The 23,491-nt window shown below is 36.3% G+C and carries 15 protein-coding genes; all 15 read left to right on the top strand.

All coding sequences use genetic code 11. The features are described 5' to 3' along the window. Positions 1-138 precede the first annotated feature (138 nt). The 15 genes from tssB (at position 139) to FPB0191_RS09595 (ending at position 23,466) form a co-directional block, all read left to right on the top strand. Complete coding sequence (tssB, locus tag FPB0191_RS09665; protein WP_039105671.1) at positions 139-642, top strand: type VI secretion system contractile sheath small subunit; 504 nt, start codon at positions 139-141, stop codon at positions 640-642. Positions 643-752: 110 nt separating this feature from the next. Continuing rightward, positions 753-2,282: a type VI secretion system contractile sheath large subunit gene (tssC, locus tag FPB0191_RS09660; RefSeq protein WP_039105670.1), complete on the top strand. Its 1,530-nt coding sequence runs from the start codon at positions 753-755 to the stop codon at positions 2,280-2,282. Positions 2,283-2,565: 283 nt separating this feature from the next. After that, positions 2,566-3,918 (top strand): type VI secretion system baseplate subunit TssK, encoded by a 1,353-nt coding sequence (tssK, locus tag FPB0191_RS09655; RefSeq protein WP_039107023.1) that lies wholly within the window; start codon positions 2,566-2,568, stop codon positions 3,916-3,918. A 10-nt stretch (positions 3,919-3,928) separates the two neighbouring features. Next, positions 3,929-4,591: a DotU family type IV/VI secretion system protein gene (locus FPB0191_RS09650; protein ID WP_052236929.1), complete on the top strand. Its 663-nt coding sequence runs from the start codon at positions 3,929-3,931 to the stop codon at positions 4,589-4,591. A 21-nt stretch (positions 4,592-4,612) separates the two neighbouring features. After that, the gene (locus FPB0191_RS11785) at positions 4,613-6,388 is read left to right on the top strand and encodes an OmpA family protein (RefSeq protein ID WP_052236928.1); all 1,776 of its coding nucleotides are present in this window, start codon (positions 4,613-4,615) and stop codon (positions 6,386-6,388) included. Between the two features lie 49 nt (positions 6,389-6,437). After that, positions 6,438-6,926 (top strand): Hcp family type VI secretion system effector, encoded by a 489-nt coding sequence (locus FPB0191_RS09640; protein ID WP_039105668.1) that lies wholly within the window; start codon positions 6,438-6,440, stop codon positions 6,924-6,926. Between the two features lie 284 nt (positions 6,927-7,210). Beyond that, positions 7,211-10,000, top strand: a complete 2,790-nt coding sequence (tssH, locus tag FPB0191_RS09635; protein WP_082018306.1) for a type VI secretion system ATPase TssH — start codon at positions 7,211-7,213, stop codon at positions 9,998-10,000. Between the two features lie 90 nt (positions 10,001-10,090). Continuing rightward, the gene (locus FPB0191_RS09630; protein ID WP_052236927.1) at positions 10,091-12,631 is read left to right on the top strand and encodes a type VI secretion system Vgr family protein; all 2,541 of its coding nucleotides are present in this window, start codon (positions 10,091-10,093) and stop codon (positions 12,629-12,631) included. Positions 12,632-12,860: 229 nt separating this feature from the next. Then, positions 12,861-15,251 carry a hypothetical protein gene (locus FPB0191_RS09625; protein WP_039105665.1) on the top strand — a complete coding sequence of 797 codons (2,391 nt, stop codon included), beginning with the start codon at positions 12,861-12,863 and terminating at the stop codon, positions 15,249-15,251. A gap of 80 nt (positions 15,252-15,331) precedes the next feature. Continuing rightward, positions 15,332-16,360 carry a formylglycine-generating enzyme family protein gene (locus FPB0191_RS09620; protein WP_052236926.1) on the top strand — a complete coding sequence of 343 codons (1,029 nt, stop codon included), beginning with the start codon at positions 15,332-15,334 and terminating at the stop codon, positions 16,358-16,360. Positions 16,361-16,385: 25 nt separating this feature from the next. Then, positions 16,386-17,411 (top strand): formylglycine-generating enzyme family protein, encoded by a 1,026-nt coding sequence (locus FPB0191_RS09615; RefSeq protein WP_052236925.1) that lies wholly within the window; start codon positions 16,386-16,388, stop codon positions 17,409-17,411. A gap of 26 nt (positions 17,412-17,437) precedes the next feature. Then, on the top strand, positions 17,438-18,463 hold the full coding sequence (locus FPB0191_RS09610) for a formylglycine-generating enzyme family protein (protein WP_052236924.1): 1,026 nt from the start codon (positions 17,438-17,440) through the stop codon (positions 18,461-18,463). A gap of 149 nt (positions 18,464-18,612) precedes the next feature. Next, positions 18,613-18,876 (top strand): PAAR domain-containing protein, encoded by a 264-nt coding sequence (locus FPB0191_RS09605; protein WP_039105663.1) that lies wholly within the window; start codon positions 18,613-18,615, stop codon positions 18,874-18,876. Continuing rightward, the gene (locus tag FPB0191_RS09600; RefSeq protein ID WP_039105662.1) at positions 18,876-20,099 is read left to right on the top strand and encodes a hypothetical protein; all 1,224 of its coding nucleotides are present in this window, start codon (positions 18,876-18,878) and stop codon (positions 20,097-20,099) included. Before FPB0191_RS09605 ends, FPB0191_RS09600 begins: the two co-directional genes overlap by 1 nt. Beyond that, positions 20,092-23,466, top strand: coding sequence for an ImcF-related family protein (locus FPB0191_RS09595; RefSeq protein WP_052236923.1), 3,375 nt, complete (start codon positions 20,092-20,094; stop codon positions 23,464-23,466). Before FPB0191_RS09600 ends, FPB0191_RS09595 begins: the two co-directional genes overlap by 8 nt. Positions 23,467-23,491: the final 25 nt, after the last annotated feature.

The raw sequence follows: 23,491 nt of genomic DNA, 5'->3' as shown, positions 1-23,491 counted from the left end.
AAGTTTTTATAAAATTAGATAAAAACATAATCATTTTATTACACGTTAGTACAGTTGTTCTGACTTTCTATGTTCTATAGACTCACTAGGATATACGTTGCGTAATCTAAACAATTTTATAAATCATGAGGAATAGATATGTCAAACAGCTATCAAAATGAAGTGCCAGCCTCTCGCGTTAACATTCAATTAGATCTACATACTGGCGGGGCTCAGAAGAAAGTTGAACTTCCACTAAAAATTCTAGCTATGGGTGATTACAGCCACGGTAAAGACCATAGACCACTTGCTGAAAAACAAAAAGTGTCCATTAACAAAAATAACTTTGATGCGGTATTAAAAGAGTTAAATCCTCAAGCTACTATTTCAGTTCCTAATACTATGGCTGATGACGGTTCGGAAGTTAATGTTAAACTTGATTTCCAATCAATGAGTGATTTTACTCCTGAACAAGTAGCTAAAAAAATTCCTCAATTACGTTCATTGCTTGCTATGCGAAATCTATTAAGAGATCTGAAATCTAACTTGATGGATAATGCGACATTTCGTCATGAGTTGGAAAAAATTGTCAAAGATGAACAATTGTCCGATGAACTTCGCGCAGAGCTAAAAAATATCGTTGCACAAAGCACCCAAGAATAAGGCTCGTTGTTCTTTGTTAAATTATTTAACTAATCGAAAAACAGATAACTAAGTTAATTAATTTATTTAAGTGGAATAATCGGAGTTTGATTAAATTAAGGAATAAAACTATGTCAGAACAAAAAGCAAATCAGTCAGCTCAAACAGTTACACAAGATGCCAATAGTGTATATCAATCTTTATTTAATAAAATCAACTTAAATCCTGTTGCGAAAGCACAAGATATGGACAAATACGAAGATAATGATACCTTATCAGAATCTTCGCCAGATGAACGTGTCACAATGGCGGTCAATATCTTATTAAAATTAATCCAAGATTCTTCGCAAAAAATTGAAAAATTAGATAAACATCTTTTAGATTATCATATCAGTCAAATTGATCAAAAGTTGAGTCGACAATTAGATGCAATCATGCATCATCCTGAGTTCCAAGAAATTGAATCAACATGGAGAGGATTAAAATTCTTAGTTGACCGCACTGATTTCCGTCGTAATGTAAAAATTGAATTGTTAGACGTTTCGAAAGATGATTTACGGCAAGATTTTGAAGACGCGCCAGAAATTAACCAAACTGGTTTCTATCGTCATACTTATATCCAAGAATATGATACCCCAGGGGGCGAACCTTTAGGCGTAACTATTTCTAACTATGAATTTGATCGTGGTCCGCAAGATATTGCGTTGTTACGTAATGTATCTAAGGTTGCAGCAGCAGCTCATATGCCATTTTTAGCTTCAGTAGGGCCTAAATTCTTTGGTAAAGAAAATATGGAAGAAGTGGCGGCGATCAAAGATATTGCTAACTATTTCGATCGTGCAGAATATACTAAATGGAATAGTTTTAGAGAAACCGATGACTCACGTTATATCGGTCTGACTCTTCCACGCGTATTAGCTCGTTTACCTTATGGTCCAGAAACAGTTCCCGTTCGTAGTTTCAATTATATTGAAGACGTAAAAGGTCCAGATCATGATCGTTATTTATGGGCTAATGCATCATTCGCATTTGCAGCCAACATGGTACAAAGTTTTATAAGTAATGGTTGGTGTGTTCAAATTCGTGGTCCGCAAGCTGGTGGTTTAGTTGAAGATCTTCCTATTCATTTATATGATTTAGGTACAGGCAATCAAATGAAAATTCCAACAGAAGTATTGATTCCAGAAACACGTGAATTTGAATTTGCAAACTTAGGCTTTATACCACTATCATTCTATAAAAATCGTGACTATGCTTGCTTTTTCTCTGCTAACTCTACTCAGAAACCAGCACAATACGAAACAAAAGAAGCAACTGCAAATAGCCGTATTAACTCACGTTTACCTTATATTTTCCTACTTTCACGTATTGCACATTACCTAAAAGTTATTCAACGTGAAAATATCGGTGCGACTAAAGATCGCCGAGTCTTAGAGCTAGAACTTAATAAGTGGATCAATAATTTAGTAACTGAAATGACTGATCCAAGTGATGAAGTTCAGGCTTCGCATCCACTACGTCAAGCACAAGTAATTGTTGAAGATATTGAGGATAATCCAGGATTCTTTAGAGTAAAAACATTCTTGGTTCCACATTTTCAAATTGAAGGAATGGATATCAATTTATCAATGGTATCGCAAATGCCTAAAGCAAAAGCCTAAGCATTTAAGTCTATGTTATTTAAATTATAACGTGAACGAAAACAGCCAAACAACTGACTTAAATTACGAGTCAGTTGTTTGAGTTATCGTAATAAAAGTACATCACTGTTTTAAACATGTTGAGTGTCTTTTTAGTATAAAAATAGACTTTAGATATATGGTAATTTTATTCTCGGACAACGTAATAATAAGTTGTTTGTACCATGGTTTATCATGATTAATTAGATTTATTTTTTAGTTTTATGCTAAAAAAGAGATCTTTTAAGTGGAGCTTAATAAAGCAATGAAAATATATCGCCCGCTATGGAATGAAGGGGTATTTTTAACACCTGAACAATTTCAACAACAAACAATGTGGGAATCATATTGCAAACAGCATCTAGCAAAACTCTATCTTGCTAACCCATGGGGAATTGAGCGTTTGCAAATTGATCAGCAAATGTTACTAGTCGATCGTCTCAGTATTGAAACGCTTAGTTTACGTTTCACAGATGGCGTACTGGTAGATACTGACGTATCGGATAATATTCCAACGGTCAGAGATCTTGCTACAGAAGTTCCTGTTTCGGTTGAGGAAGTCAAAGTCTATATTGGACTGCCGGTATTGCATAAAAATGGTGAAAATTGCATCCTAGATGATGAACGAGTAGAAAGACCGACGCGTTATCGCCAAGAATGGGTTGAAGTACCTGATTTACTTGGAAATGGTCAAGAAACCATAGCGGTAGAACGCTGTGCGTTAAGTTTTTTATTTGATTTTGAAGATCATAGTGAATATTTAACTTGTCCAATTGCAATACTAAAACGTGATCTCAATGGTCATTTTGTGTTAGATAATCAATATATTCCACCATTATTAAATTTAGAACCCCAAAATAGCCCGCTTCTTAAAGAGCTTGAGTTGTTATGTATTCAGGTCAAGGCTAAACGTCAACGTTTGATGGGGATGCGACATGAAAGAAATCAGCAAATGGCTGAGTTTGCAGTTGCTGATGTATCATTATTTTGGCTACTCAATTCTTTAAATAGTTTTGAGCCACAATTAAAATTTTTACGTGATAATCCAACTATTCATCCAGAAAATCTATATCAAAAATTGGTAGCTTTTACTGGAGCGCTATTAACGTTTTCCCTCGCGAATGATGTCGATGGTATACCAGCTTATCAACATGATAATTTAAATGCGGTATTTCCACCTCTTTTTGAATTAGTACGTAATTTATTAGAAGAAAGTTTACCTTCTCGTGTTATCAAAATTGATTTGGTACATGATAAAGACACCTTCTGGATAGGTCGTTTACACGATGGTCGCCTAGTGGAAGATGCTGATTTTTATTTATCTGTACGATCAAGTATGCCGGGTCATCAACTTCAATCGCAATTCCCAATTTTATGTAAAGCAGGTGCACCAGATGATGTAAGACAAATTATACATTCTGCATTATCAGGAATACCGATAAAAGCCTTGAGCCATGTTCCAGCAGCTATTCCTATGCGACTGGAAAATCAATATTTTGCGTTAGATCTTTCTCACGATTCCGCCAAGGCTATGTTGTTAGCTAGATGTTGTGAATTTTATGTCCCAAGATCGATACCAGATATTTCATTAGAACTTTTTGCGGTACTACGTTCATAGGAATTGCATCATGACGACAGAACAACAAAATATAATGATTGATGAATTACTAAGAGATAGCGTCCTAACCGTTATACAACTAAAAGAAGGTTCGGCTATTTCATCTGTTAGTAATCTCTATAAACAATGTAAACAGCAGGTGCTGACATTACGAGAGCAACTTCATGTCGCACAATATAGCCAAGATGTTATTGATGATATCAGTTATGCACTATGTGCACTACTAGATGAAACGGTATTGCTCTGTAGCAGGGACAATACTCATCCTCAAAATTATGATGAATGGCTTGGTGCGCCGTTACAAGTGGTATTTTTTAACACCAATAATGCGGGACACGATTTATTTGAAAAGATTCGCAGTCGGTTACGTGCAGATAAAAAAGAATATTTAATTCTAAATTGTTTCGATCGCATATTGGGACTCGGATTTCAAGGTTGTTATTTAGGACAACCGCAAATGGAACGAGAACATTTAATTATTGCTTTAAGGGAAGCATTGCATAATCACGAACCTGAACTTGAACACGCCATTATTGTTCAGAATAAGAGTTTTCGATATTTAGGTCGTAAAACATTGCTTATGCTGTTTACATTACTTTCAATTGGATTCGTCATTGGTCTTTATTTCTTTTTAGATGACAGACTCAATGATCTTATCAAGCCATTAATATAATTAAGGATAAGAGGGTTAATAATGAACGATTATCCATGGCGTTTACAGATTATTTATAGTGCCGTTCTTAGCTTAATTTTAGTTTTAGTTTTCTTTCCAATTTCAATTGGTTGGAAGATCATTGGTTTAATATTAATTTTAAGTATTGCAAGTGTGTTATTTTATTACCAATTACGTTATCGTAAAAGGTTAAATGCTTGTACTAAAAATATTAATTTCCTAGCACAAAAGCTCTCATTATTACCTGCGAGACAACGTTATCGTTTGCCTATTTTATTAGTTACTGGTAATTGTGCAAAACAATTCTTCCCCGAAGATCTTACCTTAGCAGAGTCGAATATCATCGTATCTTCCGATGCGGTTTGGGTGTATGTGGAAGAATATTCTGAATTACCAATAGTATTTGATTCACTTGTGGCTCGTTGGCCAGATATGTTAGGGCGAATTGGATTATTGTTAGCAACGACACCTGAATTAGAAAATAAACAAGGCTTATATACGGCAAAATTACAATCATTCAGACAGTCTTGGGTCGATACATGCCGAATTGCTAAATATCGTTTACCCGTATATGTATCAGTTCATATTGGTCTAAATAACATTCACTACCATGATGAGGGAACATTACCTGTTAATTGGTATCAAATCATCTCTCGACAACTTTATATCATGGACGAATATCTATCACCGGTTGATAACTGGGTTAATGATAAAAAGTTGGGTTCAAAAGAACGACAACAACGTCTAAGCATTAGAGCAATGCTACGAGAGTACGAAAAATGGATAAATACACACATACTTAGTGTATTAACAAATAGCAAACAGACCATTGCAAAATGTGAACCAGAAGGCGTTGCTATTTATCCCTTAAATTCACAAGTTTTGAGTGATAACTTATTCAATCATCAAATCAATAAACTGACGACATTAACAATTCCTAATCATCATTCACTACAGGAAATTCTTACGCCACCTGATCAGTTAGTGAAATATATGCCAATAGCTTACCCTTATTCACCGTTAAGAAAAGCTATATGCAATATGATCATGATCACATCGGTATTTTTCATGGCAGGTTTAGGTGCGTCTTATTGGAATAATATTAAATTAGCACAGCAAATTGATAATGATATTCATAACTATGATTTAATCGCTACGGATAGTTATGATGAAAAATATAAAGCGTTAGAAATTTTAAAGGCCGATCGTGATCTACTAAATGATCACTATACCCAAGGCATTCCGGTAAGACTAGGTTTAGGGCTTTATCATGGATATAACTTATTAGAACCGCTTAATCAGGCAATTGGGCGTTATGTTCCACCACCACCGCCACCAGAGCCAAAACCTGAACCAGAAACAATTATCGTTAAAGAAAAAGAAATCGTTATAAAAGAATATCCAGTGATACGATTAGACAGTTTATCACTCTTTGAAAGTGGAAAAGCAACATTAAAACCAGAATCGACTAAGGTATTAATTAATGCATTGATGGAAATTAAAACACAAATCAAATTAAATAATGATGTTGGTTGGTTAATATTAATTTCTGGACACACTGATTCCACTGGTGATGCAAATAAAAACCAGCAGCTATCTTTAGATCGTGCTGCGGCAGTTAGGGATTGGATTATTAAAACCAGTGATATCCCTGAAACCTGTTTCGCTATACAAGGCTATGGCGCAAAAAAACCGTTGGTGAGTAATGATACATTAGAAAATCGTTCACAAAATCGACGTGTGGAAATTAATTTAGTTCCTCAAATAACAACGTGTCAGTTGATAGATGAGAATTAAATTAAAATATAGTAATACCAATAATCAATAACAATAAGGAGTTAAAACAATGGCAGTACCAGCATATATGTTTTTAAAAGATGATGGCGGTTCTGAAATTAAAGGTTCAGTTACAGTAGAGGGACGTGAAGGAAGTGTTGAAGTTGTAGAATTTGATCATAAAGTCTACATCCCAACCGACGGTAATACCGGTAAATTAACTGGTACCCGTGTTCATAAAGCTCTTGAATTTGTAAAAGAAGTAGATTCTTCATCTCCTTACCTTTACAAAGCAGTAACTACCGGTCAAAACCTAAAATCAGTTGAAATTAAGTGGTACCAAATTGATAATGCAGGTCAGGAAGTTGAATATTTTAATACCTTCATGGAAGGTGTAAAAATCGTTTCAGTTAAACCTGAAATGCACAATATCAAAGATCCAACAAAGGAACAATACAATCACTTAGAGCGTGTTGAACTTCGTTATGAAAAAATCACTTGGACTTTCAAAGATGGCAATATTATTCACTCAGATAGCTGGGTAGAAAGTAGAAGCTAATTTGATTTGCCAACAGATGTCATCACTATGTGATGGCATCTGAAAATGATTGCTATCACCATACATTGATTTCATTTTAATATTTATTTATTACATACATTTCGAATAGATTTAAGAGTAATAACTGGTAAGTAATATCTGAAATTCAATTTAAGTATACTTACTTAAAAGCTATTAATAGTTACCCATCAAAAAATCATGAATATATAAATCATTAGAAATTTTACAAATAAATAAATTAAACAATAACACTTATATTTTTAGCGTTGAGAAAAGGAATAACAATGATAACTGATCCTTCCACATTATTACGAAGACTCAATCCATACTGTGCTAGAGCATTAGAATCTGCAGCAGGACTTTGTGAAACAAGAGCGCATTCAGAGATCACATTAGAGCATTGGTTACTAAAACTACTTGAGCAGGGTAATAGTGACATTACAATTATCGCTCGGCATTATCAATTTAATATGGATGAGCTTTGGCAAGGTTTACTCAGTTATCTGGATTCATTACCACATACTATTAATCAAAAACCAAGCCTATCCAATTCATTGATAAATTTACTACAGGCAGCTTGGTTGAAAGCATCACTTGAAGATCATGAAGAGCAAATTCGCTCCATACACTTATTACAAGCATTACAAGAATCGCCACAGAGTTTAAAAGCGCAAGATGCATGGCAACTACTCAGCCTATCTGTCATCGCATTAAAACGCTTAAGACCTGTGTTAGATAAAAGTTCTGATGAAACGTTTCAGGCACAACTATTTAGTTCTCAACAAGCGTCAGAAGATGTCGAAAAAGTGATTGCTTCTAACAACGATCAAAAAAATCAATTAGATGTGATTCAAAACGATAAATCAGTGATTGAACAACAAAAACATCACCAAGCGGCGCTTAATCGTTTTTGTGAAAATGTGACAGAAAAAGCCCGTTCTGAAAAAATCGATCCTGTATTTGGGCGTGATAGTGAAATTCGACAAATGATCGATATTCTGTCACGTCGCCGAAAAAACAACCCTATTTTAGTTGGTGAACCCGGTGTAGGTAAAACTGCGTTAGTTGAAGGATTAGCGCTAAGAATTGCCGAAGGTAACGTACCAACCAGTTTAAAAGATGTCACGATCATGACATTGGATTTAGGTCTGCTACAAGCAGGAGCAGGTGTTAAAGGTGAATTTGAACAACGCTTAAAGAATGTGATAGACGCTGTGCAACAATCACCTTCACCAATATTACTTTTTATTGATGAGGCACATACCATTATTGGTGCTGGGAATTCGGCTGGTGGTGCAGATGCTGCCAATTTACTTAAACCCGCCTTAGCAAGAGGGGAATTACGTACCATTGCTGCTACAACATGGTCAGAGTACAAACAGTATTTTGAAAAAGATGCAGCTTTAGAGCGTCGTTTCCAAATGGTCAAAGTGGATGAACCAAATGATGAAAATGCCTGCATTATGTTACGTGGTTTAAAATCACGTTATGCTAAACATCATGGTGTGCATATTCTGGATGAAGCGGTAACGACAGCCGTTACGCTATCACGCCGTTATATAAGTGGTCGCCAATTACCAGATAAAGCGGTTGATTTACTTGATACGGCTTCAGCTCGTGTACGAATGAGTTTAGATACGATACCTGAATCAATAACACTTCTAGAAGCAAAAATAACTTCTCTAAAAATAGAACAAGCAGCACTCATTACCGATCAATCTTTTGTCGATGATGATTTACAAAAACGGGTTGATGAAATCACGACCAAAGTCCAATTATTAGAGGCCGATCTTGCAAATGCGAAAAAACAATTTGAGCAAGAAAAATCTTTAATACAAGAATTAATCACTTTGCGTACTAAAGATGATCGTGATGATAAAAAATGGATTAAGCAAATTAAAGAAACACAGGCAAAATTGCATGCCTTACAAGGTAATACACCACTTTTATCGTTAGATGTTGATAGTCGAACAGTATCAACGGTTATTGCAGATTGGACAGGTGTACCGCTTGAAAGTCTGTTAAAAGATGAACAAAGCCACTTATTACATATTGAAGACGATCTAAGAAAACGTGTAGTAGGTCAAGATGTTGCACTTGCTGAATTAGCTAGACGAATTCGTGCAGCGAAAACTGGGTTAACTTCGGAAGATGCACCAATAGGAGTATTTTTACTAGTTGGTCCTTCTGGCGTTGGTAAAACAGAATGCGCTCTTGCATTGGCTGATACGCTATTTGGTGGCGAACAATCACTCGTTACGATTAATATGTCAGAATATCAGGAAGCACATACGGTATCACAGCTTAAAGGATCACCTCCAGGTTATGTCGGTTATGGGCAAGGCGGTGTATTAACAGAAGCCGTAAGAAAAAGACCTTATAGCGTCGTTTTATTAGATGAAGTTGAAAAGGCACATAGAGATGTACTTAATCTATTCTATCAAGTCTTTGATCGTGGCTTTATGCGTGATGGTGAAGGGCGTGAAATAGATTTCCGTAATACTCTTATTTTAATGACATCTAATTTAGGTAGTGATCAGCTAATGGCTCTTTTTGAAGAGATGCCAGATGCACCGGTTGCGACTCAACAAGAACTATTACGTCCATTTATTCGTGAACATTTCCAACCGGCATTATTAGCGCGTTTCCAAACAATTGTTTTCACGCCATTAAATCGTGAGGCAATGCGCCAAATTGTTGAAATGAAATTAGCAAAAGTAGCGAAACGACTTAACCAACATTACCACATTCAATTCAACGTTGGTGAAGCGCTTTATGAACAATTAGTCAATGCATGTCTACTGCCTGATACAGGTGCGCGTAATATTGATAGCATCTTGAATCAGCAGATTTTACCGGTCGTATCTAATCTGTTACTACAAAGTAACAATATTCAGCAGCAGAATAAAACGTTATCGCTTGATTTTCTTGAAGATGAGGGCATTGTCTTAGAGTGGGTTGATGATTCACAACCAACTAAGAAGAAAACGGCTAAGAGCAAATCCAAACCCAAAGAGAAAACAGCAAAGGTAGTAAAGAAAAAAACCACTGAAACAGAGAAACCGACAAAATAGTTCATCATTGTAGGGAAGAGTGACTAAGAAAATTCACAGAGTATAAGAAATATACAGGAAATATTAAAGCAACAGGATAATGGAGAGGCAATGGTTAATGTCGGAAAAATAGTTAATAACACAATTGATACAATGACTAAATTAGTTCAACAAAACCGTTATTCACTTAAACTTGATGGGCTTAATCAACTTGAATCTATATCAGTCTTATCAGTTGATATTCAAGAGCAGTTGAATCAGCCTTGGCGTTATTGTATAACGTTCACAAGTCCTAATCGTGCTTTATCAGTGGATCAAATTCTTAGTCAACCTGCCTCTTTTTCTTTTCTGCCGCCGACAGTAAAGAATATCGTGCAGTCAGTTAGCTCACTAGAAACACCACCATCTGCACGTACTCTTTATGGTGTCGTTACAGGATTCAGTCAGCTATCGGTTAATCAAGAAGAAGCACGTTATCAGGTAATACTGGTACCAAGACTTGCTTTACTCGCGAATAGCCATAATAGTGCGATTTATCAAAATCAGAGTGTAGTGAGTGTTGTGGAATCGGTATTACGTCGGCATGGTTTTACCGGCGTAGACTATCGTTTAGCGTTAAAAAATAACTATCCTAACCGCGAACTTATTACACAATGGCAAGAGAGTGACTTAGCATTTATTTTACGATTATTGGCAGATGTGGGCATTTGGTTACGTTTTGAAAGCCATCCAAAGCATAATTGTGATGTCATTGTGATGAGTGATGACGAGCAGGGGCTTGCTAATCATGGTGTAGTCATTGGGCGAACGCCTAGTGGTATGGGGGATAGTGGTCGTCATAGTGTCTGGGGATTACAATCTCATAGTCAGACCGTGATACAGTCGGTAGGTGTGAATGATTATAACTATCGCAAAGCACAGGCTAATATGCAATCGCAAGTCAATCGTGCTGCAAATGATACTACAACGCGGGGACACGATTATCGTTATGGCGAACATTATCGAAACCAGACTGCCGATGAACAGGATGAAATGGTGGAAAGTGGTGAATGGTATGCTACGATTCGTCACCAACATGCGATAAGTCATCAGCGAATTATTCACGGTAAAAGCAATGATTACACATTAGCTCCGGGTCATCAGCTTTCAATAGAAAATTGTGATCTCGCGGATATAGAAAACGGCATTATTATTTTAACGACTCATGGGTATGCCGATCGTAGTGCTGCCTATGAAGTTGAATTTACCGCTATTGTCTTTGACCGCTTGAAACCTTACCGTCCTGCACCGTTACCGTTTCCGACTATTAGTGGCACGTTACCGGCGAAAATAACCAGTCCAGATAATGACACCTATGGTTATATCGATATCCAAGGTCGTTATCGAGTGAAATTCGCTTTTGATTTAGCGTCTTGGCCTAATGGTGAAGAGAGTTTATGGGTAAGATTAGCCAAGCCTTACGCCGGTGATCATTATGGGATTCACTTTCCTTTAATTGATGGAACAGAAGTAGCTATTGCATTTACTGACGGTAATCCTGATCGTCCGTATATCGCGTATGCCATGCATAACAGTACTCATCCAGACCATGTAGCAACAGCAAATAAACACCGCAATGTGATTCGTACACCGGCTAACAACAAATTACGGATGGATGATAAACGTGGTCAAGAACATATTAAGTTAGCGACAGAGTACGGCAAAACCCAACTTAATATTGGTCATTTAGTCAATCAAAATAAAGAGCAACGGGGAGAGGGTTTCGAATTACGTACTGATGAATGGGGGGCGATCAGAGCCGGCAAGGGATTATATATCACGACGGAGTCGAAACCGAAAGCCAGTGGTGAGCAATTAGATATGCGTGCAGCTGTTGCACAATTAGAATCAGCACTACAAGTGGCGAAAGTTTTGGCACAAGCGGCTGAAAACTCAGGAATTGATGCAATTGATACATCAACCCAACAAGATTTAAAGGACAGCCTCAATAGACTAACTCAAGCAGGCATGTTACTTGATGCACCCGCTGGAGTAGGAATTGTGACGCCTAAAGATATTCAATTCAGTGCTAATGATAATATTCGCTTAACTGCAAATCAAAATAGTTATATTTCAGTTATGAAAAAAATAGCATTAACGGCAGGTGAATCAATAGGGTTATTTGCCAGTAAGTTAGGAATAAAACTGTTTGCGGTAAAAGGTAAAGTAGAATTACAAGCACAAACCAATGCAATGGATATCATGGCTAAGAAAAATATATCAATTGTAAGTACGAATGATGAAATCGAAATTATGGCACAAAAAGCAATTACGATTAAATGTCAGGGTGCTTATATCAAATTAGCCAATGGCTCTGTTGAAATTGGTTGCCCAGGTGGTGTTATTTATAAGAGTGGTTCTGTGTCGTATTCATCAGCCGGCTCTCAGTCAGGATCAGCAAGTTTAAAATCGTCAAATTTAGCGAATACAAATTTATATAGTCAGCAATTTCGTATTATTGATGAGCGGACAAAAGAACCTAGAGCGTTTGTGCCTTATCGAATTGAGGTTAGCGACGGCGAAATTATTCGAGGCATCAGTGATGAAAATGGTTACACCGAACGAGTTTACGGTATGAGCAAGAAAAATGTAAAAATTATCGTCGAAGGATAAATAATGACAGCAAACCAATTAAACCAAGGAAGCGCTGTGTGATTTTTATAATCGTACTGGGGAGAATGTTCACTTTCAAAGAATTTTATAAGTGCTTAATAATATAGCAATTTAGTTATATTTGATGTTCAACATTTAGCAACAGTTTTAGTTATTAATATATAAAAATAGCTTAAATTAATACCTATAAATAGATAATAACAAAATTACTAAAGTAGTGAGGAATAATATGAATGACCAAGTTTCTTTAAGCAAGGAGCACAGTGATATTGTAGATATTGAAAGTGAACCGATTCAAGTTTACATTTCACCAGAAACTGAGGAGATTATTATTCCCGAAAACCCAAAACTTTTTGAAGATGAGTGGCGACTATTACATTATTATTCTGAGAAAAGTAGACAATATGAAGAATTATATTCAGAATCAATCAACCTTTTAAATCGCATTGAAATGAATAAACAGGGGTTAAAGAGCAATGATGATTTAAAAGACGAAATTCTGGCCCAATCCCAAAAAATCTCAAAAGCCATTGAAAAACCGGTAGATTTAAATTTCGGTTCTATCAATGAATTAGTGGATTTATTTTTCCAAAGTTTAACATTGCTTGAAGATGTAAAATATCAATTAAAAAGTGAATGGGAAGACGAGACCATGGTAGATGGTACTACATTCAGCGAAATCGTTGAGTTATTACCAGTCATGATTAAGGATCCAAGTAAATCGGGAAATATAAGAACAAATCGTTTTGCTTACTTACGCAAGGTTGTCATCTCAAAAGACAGATCAAATAAAATCAAAATTAGAGAATTAAACTCAAGCACTCAAGAAAGTGGAAGTACAAGGCAAGGTAGTGATAGTATTATTGAAGAAGATAGGCATGGTAATAAAAGATATAACTTAAAAAAATTAACAGAACAGCTAACAACGCCTGAAGCTAAAAGCGAATTACTTAAAATTCCTCTCTTTGGAGATAGTGGCTATGTTTTGGGGGACCTTATTAAACCATGGGCAGAAGAATTAGAAAATATATTAAGCATTGATGAGGAAATCGGAATTTTCAACATATCCGGTGGTGCTCAATTTATGCGATATGCATATGCTGCTCAAATAGAAAGTGATATTGATTTGTTAAAGGGTCGAATCAACTTAAAAGGTGAATTAAGTGGAGAAGTTGCTTTAGCGACAGGATCTATTGCTGCCAGTATTTTTATCCCTGATCGTTTAGGTATTCTATGGCAATTAAAAGGTTTAGATAGCCAAGGAAGAGTACAATCCTATCCCATAGGACATTTTAGATTAAGTTTAGGTGCTTATCTTTCGGGTTTTATTGGCGCTTCAGTTGGTATATGTGCTCAATTATCAGTGCAAGTTGTGGAACAAAATGGGGTTAAAAGACAGGTACTGTCAGGCAATAAAGGCGGTAAGAAAAATAAAAATTTTAAAAGTCGAAATCAACAGGGTAATAGCATTAATCAACAGATTAAAGATACTGATGCACAAGGTACATCATTGGATGCTTCAGCCTTTGCTGGTGCTAGAGCCGAGATTGGTGTTGTTGGTGCGTTACAATGGTTAAAACCGTTATCTTTTTATTCAGAAGAAGAAAGAAAGAAGTTAAATAATCAACTTGAATTTGAAGATTTTGCTAGCGCTAATCCTAAAGTTGGTTTAATGGCAGGTATTGGTGCGGGATTTTCATTATATTGTAAAATTGTTAATGGTAAAATACTTATTCGTTGCCATGCTTCATTATGTTGTGGAGTGGGAGCTAAAGGTTCTCTCGAATTTGCTGTTGATTTTACATTAATAAAACAGTTTTTATCTTGGTTTGCTCATCAACTATTTTGGTCTAATTATAGTTATTTAGAATTTATAGCATTGGATACTTTTGAACATTTAAAATATATGATGACACTGGTAATTGGTTTTAAAAAGTCTATTGATGATTTATTAGCTGAATCTCTGGAAAATATTAAAGATATTTTTATACGATGTGTTTCTTCATTTGGTGAAAAATTAGGGGAAGTGACAGAGCGTAACCAACTCGCAGAAAATATACTGAATGGTGATGAATTACTGTTAATCTCACCACCAGAATCCAAAGGCATGTTAATTGCGCTATTAATGCAGGTCAATGCGTTTGATAAAAAAAGATCATGGTGGATACCAAGTATTAATTGGGTTGATAATATACAGCAATCATTTGCAAATATCTTTTATACAAAGCGCAGTGCAGCCATTATTAAGATTTTACATACCATTCAAACGCAAAGAGAGTGGGTGCAAGTAATGAAGAACATTGAACTTGATACCGAGAAATTGGATGCAGCAAAATCAGATGCCGTAGCCGCCGAAAATGAACAAAAATTGCGGGAGTTTTTATCATTAGGATTTTTTAATCTTAATTCAAAGTATGAACAGCATTACGCAGAGTTAATTAATCAAGAAAATTCAAAGCAGTCTGAAGCGTTATTAACTAGCATTAAAGACATCATTGCGAAAAAGCCGGCTTATGGCTGTCCGGTGATGTTAAATACCTGTCCGGAATATCAACTCCGAACCGTAAATGATGGCTATCTACCTTGGCGGGCAGATTTAACCAATATACTGAGAAGATAATCACCGTGTACCGTAATGTATTAACGTTTACGCGATGGTCATTGTACAACATTAACAAAATAACATGTTGGTGGTAATAAATGATAAATAAAAAAGGTTTGATATTAGGCTGTAGTCTTGGGTTATTAATGGGTTGTGATAATCAGTCCGATAACACTGTAATAAGTCAAGATACCGCCTTGCAGTCTGAAATTGCTGGATTGATAACACGTAGCAAGGCCGATATGGTATTTATTGAAGGCGGTGAATTTATGATGGGGGATTTTGGCCCCTTGGATAAAGAAAAAACCGGCGGTTTATATTATGGTATCGGAGATTATGGCGTACGCACAATTCATAAAGTCAGTTTAAAAAGCTATTCACTAAGCCGTTATCAAATCACCTTTCATGATTATTTGTTATATCGTAAGTCCAAAGGCTTAGGCAATCCTTATCCTATTGAACATATTACTGCACAAAATAGACAGGATGGTTTCAATAGTAAGTTTGAAAATAAAAAATGGCTAAAGTTAAGCACCAATACTCCTGAATCACCACGTCAATCAGAAACGCCCGCTTTTTTGCCTTGGGAAGCTGCGCAAGAGTATTGTCAATGGTTAGGTGAACAGACAGGTTTACCTTACAGTTTACCGACAGAAGCACAATGGGAGTACGCAGCACGTAATCGAGGGCAATTCGTGCTATACCCAACTGATAATGGACAATTTGAACCGGGTAGAAATGTGCCGTCATATGAGCAACGGCAGCAAAGAAGGCACTTGGGTGGTATTGATTCATTTCCCGTAGGCAGTTTTCCGGCAACGCCCTTAGGGTTATATGATATGGGATTTAACAAATCTGAATGGGTCAATGACTGGTTTGATCCGGATTACTATAGCCATTCACCGGAAGCCGATCCGCAAGGACCTGCCGAGGCGGTGTTTACTGATGGTTACGGTGGTACAGGGTTTTCTAAAGTGGTGCGAGGTTACGAATATCCGATGGATTTAATAATGACATTTTTCCGAACCAAACAGAAATTATGGTTGGAATATACACCGGAAGTTTTTGATGGTCTTTATTATGTCACCGCGCGTTGCGCCGTAAACCATGACAAACCACTTAATTAAATAATCAATCGTGACGGAAATGAGGATGAACAAGAAAGGTTTGATATTAGGCTGTAGTCTTGGGTTATTAATGGGTTGCGATAGTAAAACGGATAACGCTGTAACAAGTCAGGATACAGCCTTGCAGTCTGAAATTGCTGAATTGATAACACGTAGTAAGGCCGATATGGTATTTATTGAAGGCGGTGAATTTATGATGGGGGATTTTGGTCCTTTGGATAAAGAGAAAACCGGCGGTTTATATTATGGTATCGGAGATTATGGCGTACGCACAATTCATAAAGTCAGTTTAAAGAGCTATTCACTAAGTCGTTATCAAATCACCTTTCATGATTATCTGTTATACCGTCAATCCAAAGGCTTAGGTAATCCTTACCCTATTGAACATATTACTGCAGAAAATAGAAAGCGTGGTTTCGATAACACTGTTGATAGTAAAGATTGGGTGAAGTTTAGCACCAATACTCCCGAATCACCGAGACAATCAGAAACGCCCGCTTTTTTGCCTTGGGAAGCTGCGCAAGAGTATTGCCAATGGTTAGGTGAGCAGACGGGCTTACCTTACAGTTTACCGACAGAAGCACAATGGGAGTATGCAGCACGAAACCGAGGGAAATTCGTGCTATACCCAACTGATAATGGACAATTTGAACCGGGTAGAAATTTGCCGTCGTATGAGCAACGGCAGGAAAGAAGGCACTTGGGTGGTATTGATTCATTTCCAGTGGGCAGTTTTCCGGCAACGCCCTTAGGGTTATATGATATGGGATTTAACAAATTTGAATGGGTTAATGATTGGTTTGATCCAGATTACTATAGTCATTCACCGGAAGCCGATCCGCAAGGGCCTGCCGAAGCAGTGTTTACCGATGGTTTCGGTGGTACGGGGTTTTCTAAAGTGGTGCGAGGTTACGAATATCCGACTGATTTGCAAATGACGTTTTCCCGTACCAAACATAAATTATGGCTAGAATATACACCGGAAGTTTTTGATGGTCTTTATTATGTCACCGCGCGCTGCGCCGTAAATCATGACAAACCGCTTAATTAAAATAAGTAATCATGACGGGAATGAGGATGAACAAGAAAGGTTTGATATTAGGCTGTAGTCTTGGGTTATTAATGGGTTGCGATAGTCAAATGGATAATTCTGTAACGAGTCAGAACACAGCCTTGCAGTCTGAAATTGCTGAATTGATAACACGTAGCAAGAGCGATATGGTATTTATTGAAGGCGGTGAATTTATGATGGGGGATTTTGGTCCTTTAGATAAAGAAAAAACCGGCGGTTTATATTATGGTATCGGAGATTATGGCGTACGCACAATTCATAAAGTGCGTTTGAAGAGCTATTCACTAAGTCGCTATCAAATCACCTTTCATGATTATTTGTTATATCGTAAGTCTAAGGGTTTAGGTAATCCTTATCCTATTGAACATATCACTGCAGAAAATAGACAGGATGGTTTCAATAGTAAGTTTGAAAATAAAAAATGGCTAAAGATAAGCACCAATACTCCCGAATCACCGCGACAATCAGAAACGCCCGCTTTTTTGCCTTGGGAAGCTGCACAAGAGTATTGCCAATGGTTAGGTGAGCAGACAGGCTTACCTTACAGTTTACCGACAGAAGCACAATGGGAGTACGCAGCACGAAACCGAGGGCAATTCGTGCTATACCCAACTGATAATGGACTATTTGAGCCGGGCAGAAATGTGCCGTCAGATGAGCAACAACAGCAAAGAAGTCGCTTAGGTGGTATTGATTCATTTCCCGTAGGCAGTTTTCCGGCAACGCCCTTAGGGTTATATGATATGGGGTATAACAAATTTGAATGGGTTAATGACTGGTTTGATCCGGATTACTATAGTCATTCACCAGAAGCCAATCCGCAAGGACCTGCCGAGGCGGTGTTTACCGATGGTTACGGTGGTACAGGGTTTTCTAAAGTGGTGCGAGGTTACGAATATCCGACTGATTTGCAAATGACGTTTTCCCGAACCAAACATAAATTATGGTTGGAATATACACCGGAAGTTTTTGATGGATTTTATTATGTCACCGCGCGCTGCGCAATTAATAGTGAAAGACCTGTGAATTAAGATATTATCTAAAAGTATTGAATGTTAATAATAGAATTTAGTATCAATTGATATTATAAACTATTAAAAAAATAATCCTTAAATAATATGTGAAAGTACTTAATTTAGTACTAATCAAGAATAATTAAAATTAAGAAGGGGTGAAAATAATGAAAGGTGTGATAAGACTTGGCGATAAAACAACTCATAACGGTTGTGTTTTAACCGCATCAACAACGATCATTGTGCAAGGCAAAGGCGTTGCAAGAGTAGGTGATACGGTCTCTTGCCCTAAAGATAAACATGGTCCCACTCAAATTATAGAGGGCGATCCTAATATAACTGATAATGGTATCCCAATTGCCTTTGAAGGACATAAATGTGCGTGTGGGTGTAGCCTTATATCATCAATACAATCTTTTGGTAAACGGTAATGACTATAGATTTAAGAGAATTAGTTGATAAATTACCTTATCCTAAACCACCAAGTAAAAAGAAGTGGTCAATCTTTGCTTTTGTTTTAATTATATTGATCGTCTTATTTTTGTTGGTTTTTCTTAATGATACGGCAATTAAATATTCAACTTTAACATGGGTATTTATTATTGTTTTCCCCATTTTGATTGTTGGATTAGTATATGGTATCCGGCTATTTATTTATGAACAGCGCTGTTCTTACGTTCAAGCATGGAATGAACAGCACGATAAAACGGAAGCAGAATTAATATATGTGGCTCAACAGTATATTACTTTAATTGACCATATCTATATGGTGGAAAACATTTGTAATAATATAAATGATATTTCCACTACTTTAGGTATGGCTGATAAATTGTTCACATTTAAGTTACCTAAAGGGGAATATATACCCATAAAATATACACGAATTGACTGCTTTAGCGGTGAATTAGAAGATAGAATACGACAAGCTTTCGCATTTATATTTTCAAATTTCAAAGATGCTTTGAAAGATATTATTCCTAGTAATGACGTTAATTTAATCATTTCTGTTAATACTGAAGTTAATGATCATCAAACTATTATCGAAAAGCTTCTCGAACCATATAAGAACACTATTTTTACAAATTATTATTTCACAAATAAAAATGAAGGTTTATTTTTCCTTGATGAATGGTTAGATTCAAGAGAATCAAAATACCAGCTGTATTGTGAAATAACACTACGTGAAAAGCCATTAGTTGATAGTGGTGAATTTATTTCACTATTTTTATTAAATTATACAGATAAACCATCTGAACAAAATCATATTGCAATTCATCGACCCGTTAAAAAATTTAAAGATTCAGATTCTATCGAATATGCTTTAAAAACCGCCCTTGAGTGGGGAGATTGTCAAGAACAAGATCTTGAATACATATGGTTCGCTGGATTACCTTATGATGAAAAAGTAGCAATATTATTATTAATTGATGCTCTTGAGTTTAGCATTACTGTGAATAATACCGTTGATCTGAATCTCATTTTTGGCAATACAGGGAATTCAAGTGGAGCATTGGCTCTTTCAGCAGCGATTGAGCAGACGAAAAAAAGTCAATTACCACAATTAGTAATTTATAAAACTGATAGCTTACAGATGCTGATTGTTAAATCTGTTAGTAATAATCCTAATAATAATCAGGAAGCGACAAATGAATAAACAATGGTATTGGGGAATTTTGTTTTTTGTTCTTTGCATTTTTCTTTTATTTGCAATTATCATTTATTTTCATGGTGATCTCGTTGGGTTAGATACGCTCATACAACGAGTGACCGCATTACTTTTTTTAACATTAGGTTGTCTTATATTTTTAATATTATACAGTGTTGGTCTGTTAAGTTGGAAAAAATTAGGGGAAAAAGATTTTTTATCCTTTATCAAGAAAGACAAAAAAGTTAAAGATAAAAATAACAACAAAAAGGATCAGATCTTTTTTAATGAAATAAAACGCTATTTTTATGCTCAATTTGGTTTATTCTGGCGTAGAAAAGTGCGCAAATGTTTGGTACTGGGAACATCTACTGATGTAGATACCTTATTGCCTAATCTAATTAATGACCATTGGCAAGTCACTGATCAAACATTAATGCTATATGGTGGTAACGCTGAGAATGAAATAGATAAAGCTTGGCTTAAAACACTTAAGAATTCCCTTGGTCGGATTATTGGTTTACGTCGTAAACCTCTGGACGCCATTATTTGGTTATTACCTACTAACTATTTGCAACTAAATCGTCAACAGCAGTACAGATTAGAAAAAATTGCCATGCAAATAAGGGAACGTAATAAAGTGTTAGGTTGGCAAGTACCTATTTATTTAGTTTCAACTCGAGCAAGCGAATGGCAACAACAAGGACGAATTGAGCAAAGCATAGGATTATTTTTCAATCATCTGAAATTAATTAATCTAGATAGTGTCGATCCGTTGCTAGACCATTTAGCACAAGAGTGTTGTGAAAAAGGTATGCAACAGGTAATGCAAGATTTGGGTCATGATTTTCTGTTAAGATTAAGCCAAGATCTGGTTACCAGTGATAAAGCTAGAATCAAGCAATGGTTATCTAAATGGTTAACGCTACCTAAAATTAACTCACCACGCGGTCTTTTATTTGCTCCCGTCCCCCAAGAAATAAAAGAAGATGAAGAGAATTATTTACCAGAGCATTATTTATTAATGACGCCAACATGGCAAACGATTAGTGATGATTCTGTTAAACAATCAGGATCAAGAATTGGTGTAGCTTGGGAAATGATGGTTTGTTCCTTGATTATACTCGTGACGGGCATTTTTGGGGTTGGTCAATTAACCTCTTATTACCATAATCAAGAATTAATTATGGATAGTACACGACTGGTTAATAATATTAACCAATCAGCAGTGGCGAGTTATAGCGATCAATTAGAAGCACAGTATGCCTTATTGCTAAAAATGTCACAATTGATGTATCGCAAGGAGCATGGAGCACCTATTCGTTATCAATTTGGTTTAAATCAAAATGATAAATTACTCAATGCATTATGGTCTCACTATACGATGGCGAATGAACGTAATATAGCCAAACCATTTTTTAAATGGCAATCAAGCTATTTAGTTCGATTAACCGCTATGTCACCGAGTGATCCCAAACGAAATGAGGTCATCAATTCTAGCTATGAAGTCTTAAAAGCTTATCTAATGTTAAGTAATCCTGATAAAATTGATGTGAACTATCTTGGTGATTTCGCTACCCGTATGTGGGGTACGCCTGCAAATATTCAAACTAGTCAATGGCAAAAATTGATGCCTGAATTGGTGAAGTTTTATGGTAAGGCAATACAAGATCATCCAGAATTAGCCCAAAAACCAACTAAACAGCTTGTCCAAGATGTGCGTCAAATTCTCATCAATCAAATTGGTATTCAAAATGCGGAAAATACTATTTATCAAGCTATTTTACAGCGTGCGAGTCAAAACTATGCAAATCAAACCCTAACGATAATGTTGGGCGATATAGATAGTCGCATGTTATTTAGTTCTAATGAAGAAGTGCCAGGCGTATTCACACGTAAAGCCTGGGAGAATTTTATAAAAGATGAAATAGCCAGTGCGGCAAAATCTCGGCAAGAACAGATTGACTGGGTTCTAAGTGATAGTTCAAAAGTAATGACCTCATCCGTTTCACCGGATGTACTACGTCAACATTTAACCGAGCGATATTTTAGTGATTATAGCTCGGCGTGGTTACTTTTTTTAAATAATATTCAATGGCGACAGGCTAATAATGTTGCGGATGTGATTGAGCAATTAACACTGATGTCTGATGTAAGGCAATCGCCAGTAATTGCTTTAATGAATGTCATTAAATATCATGCTGAAGTTGCATATAGTGGCGGAGGGTTATCGGATAATATTGTTCGTTCAGCCAAAGAGCTAATTAAAGAAAGAGATCCAGCTAAATTAAATGTTAAAGCAGAAGCCTCAGGACCGTTAACTCCAACCTTTGGTGTGGTACTTAATCTGATGAACAGCGAAGTGGATAATAATGGTATGAGCTTACAAACGTACTTATTACGCGTGACACAAGTGCGTTTAAAACTGCAAAATATTACCAGTAGTGCAAATCCACAAGCTATGGCTAAATTGTTAGCTAAAAGCGTGTTCCAAGGTACGTCGGTTGATTTAAGTGAAACTCGAGATTACGGTAATTTAATAGCTGCTAATTTAGGTGATGAATGGTTAGGTTTTGGTTATAGTTTATTCCAACAACCACTTGAACAAGCTTGGCAAGTTATTTTAACTCCGGCAGCAGGTAGTTTTAATGAAACTTGGAATTCACAAATTGTTTATGAATGGGAAAAAGCCTTTGCCGGTCGCTATCCTTTTAAAGATAGCGATAACGATGCCTCATTAGCCGAGTTAGCACGCTTTTTACGCCCTAATGCCGGTATGATTGATAAGTTTATCAGCAATGAATTAGGCGGAATATTGGAAAAACAAGGTGAAAATTGGGTAATTAATCCTGTAAATGCACAAGGTTTAAATTTCACGCCAGAATTTATTGAAATGCTTAATCTTTTTAATCAATTATCAAATCTGTTACTGATTAGTGGCGATGCTCAAATATCATTCGACTTAATGGCGCGCAGCGGTGGTAATGTGATGCGAAGTGAACTTTACATTGATAAGCAAAAACTGGATTATTTTAACCAGATGCCAGTTTGGCAACGCTTTACTTGGCCGGGCGATGGTTATTCACCTTATGCACAATTAAGTTGGAGTAGTGATGAAACTGGACAGCAGTTATATGAATACTATTCTGGCGATTGGGCATGGATTAGACTACTAGAATCAGCTATGATACGTCAAATAGATTCCGGACGTTTTGAAGTGGTTTGGAAAGTGGCTAATGATAGAAATTTGAAATATATTTTACGTAGTCAATCCGGTGAAGGACCATTAATGTTACTAAAATTACGTAATTTTAGTTTACCAAAAAATGTATTTGATATTCGTAATACGGAAGAATCGATAAAAGTAACGCTATAAGTGTTTATTATTACTGTATTTGATA

Source organism: Frischella perrara, from assembly GCF_000807275.1.
GTDB classification, from domain to species: Bacteria; Pseudomonadota; Gammaproteobacteria; order Enterobacterales; family Orbaceae; genus Frischella; species Frischella perrara.
This window is presented reverse-complemented; position numbering and strand designations above follow the sequence as displayed.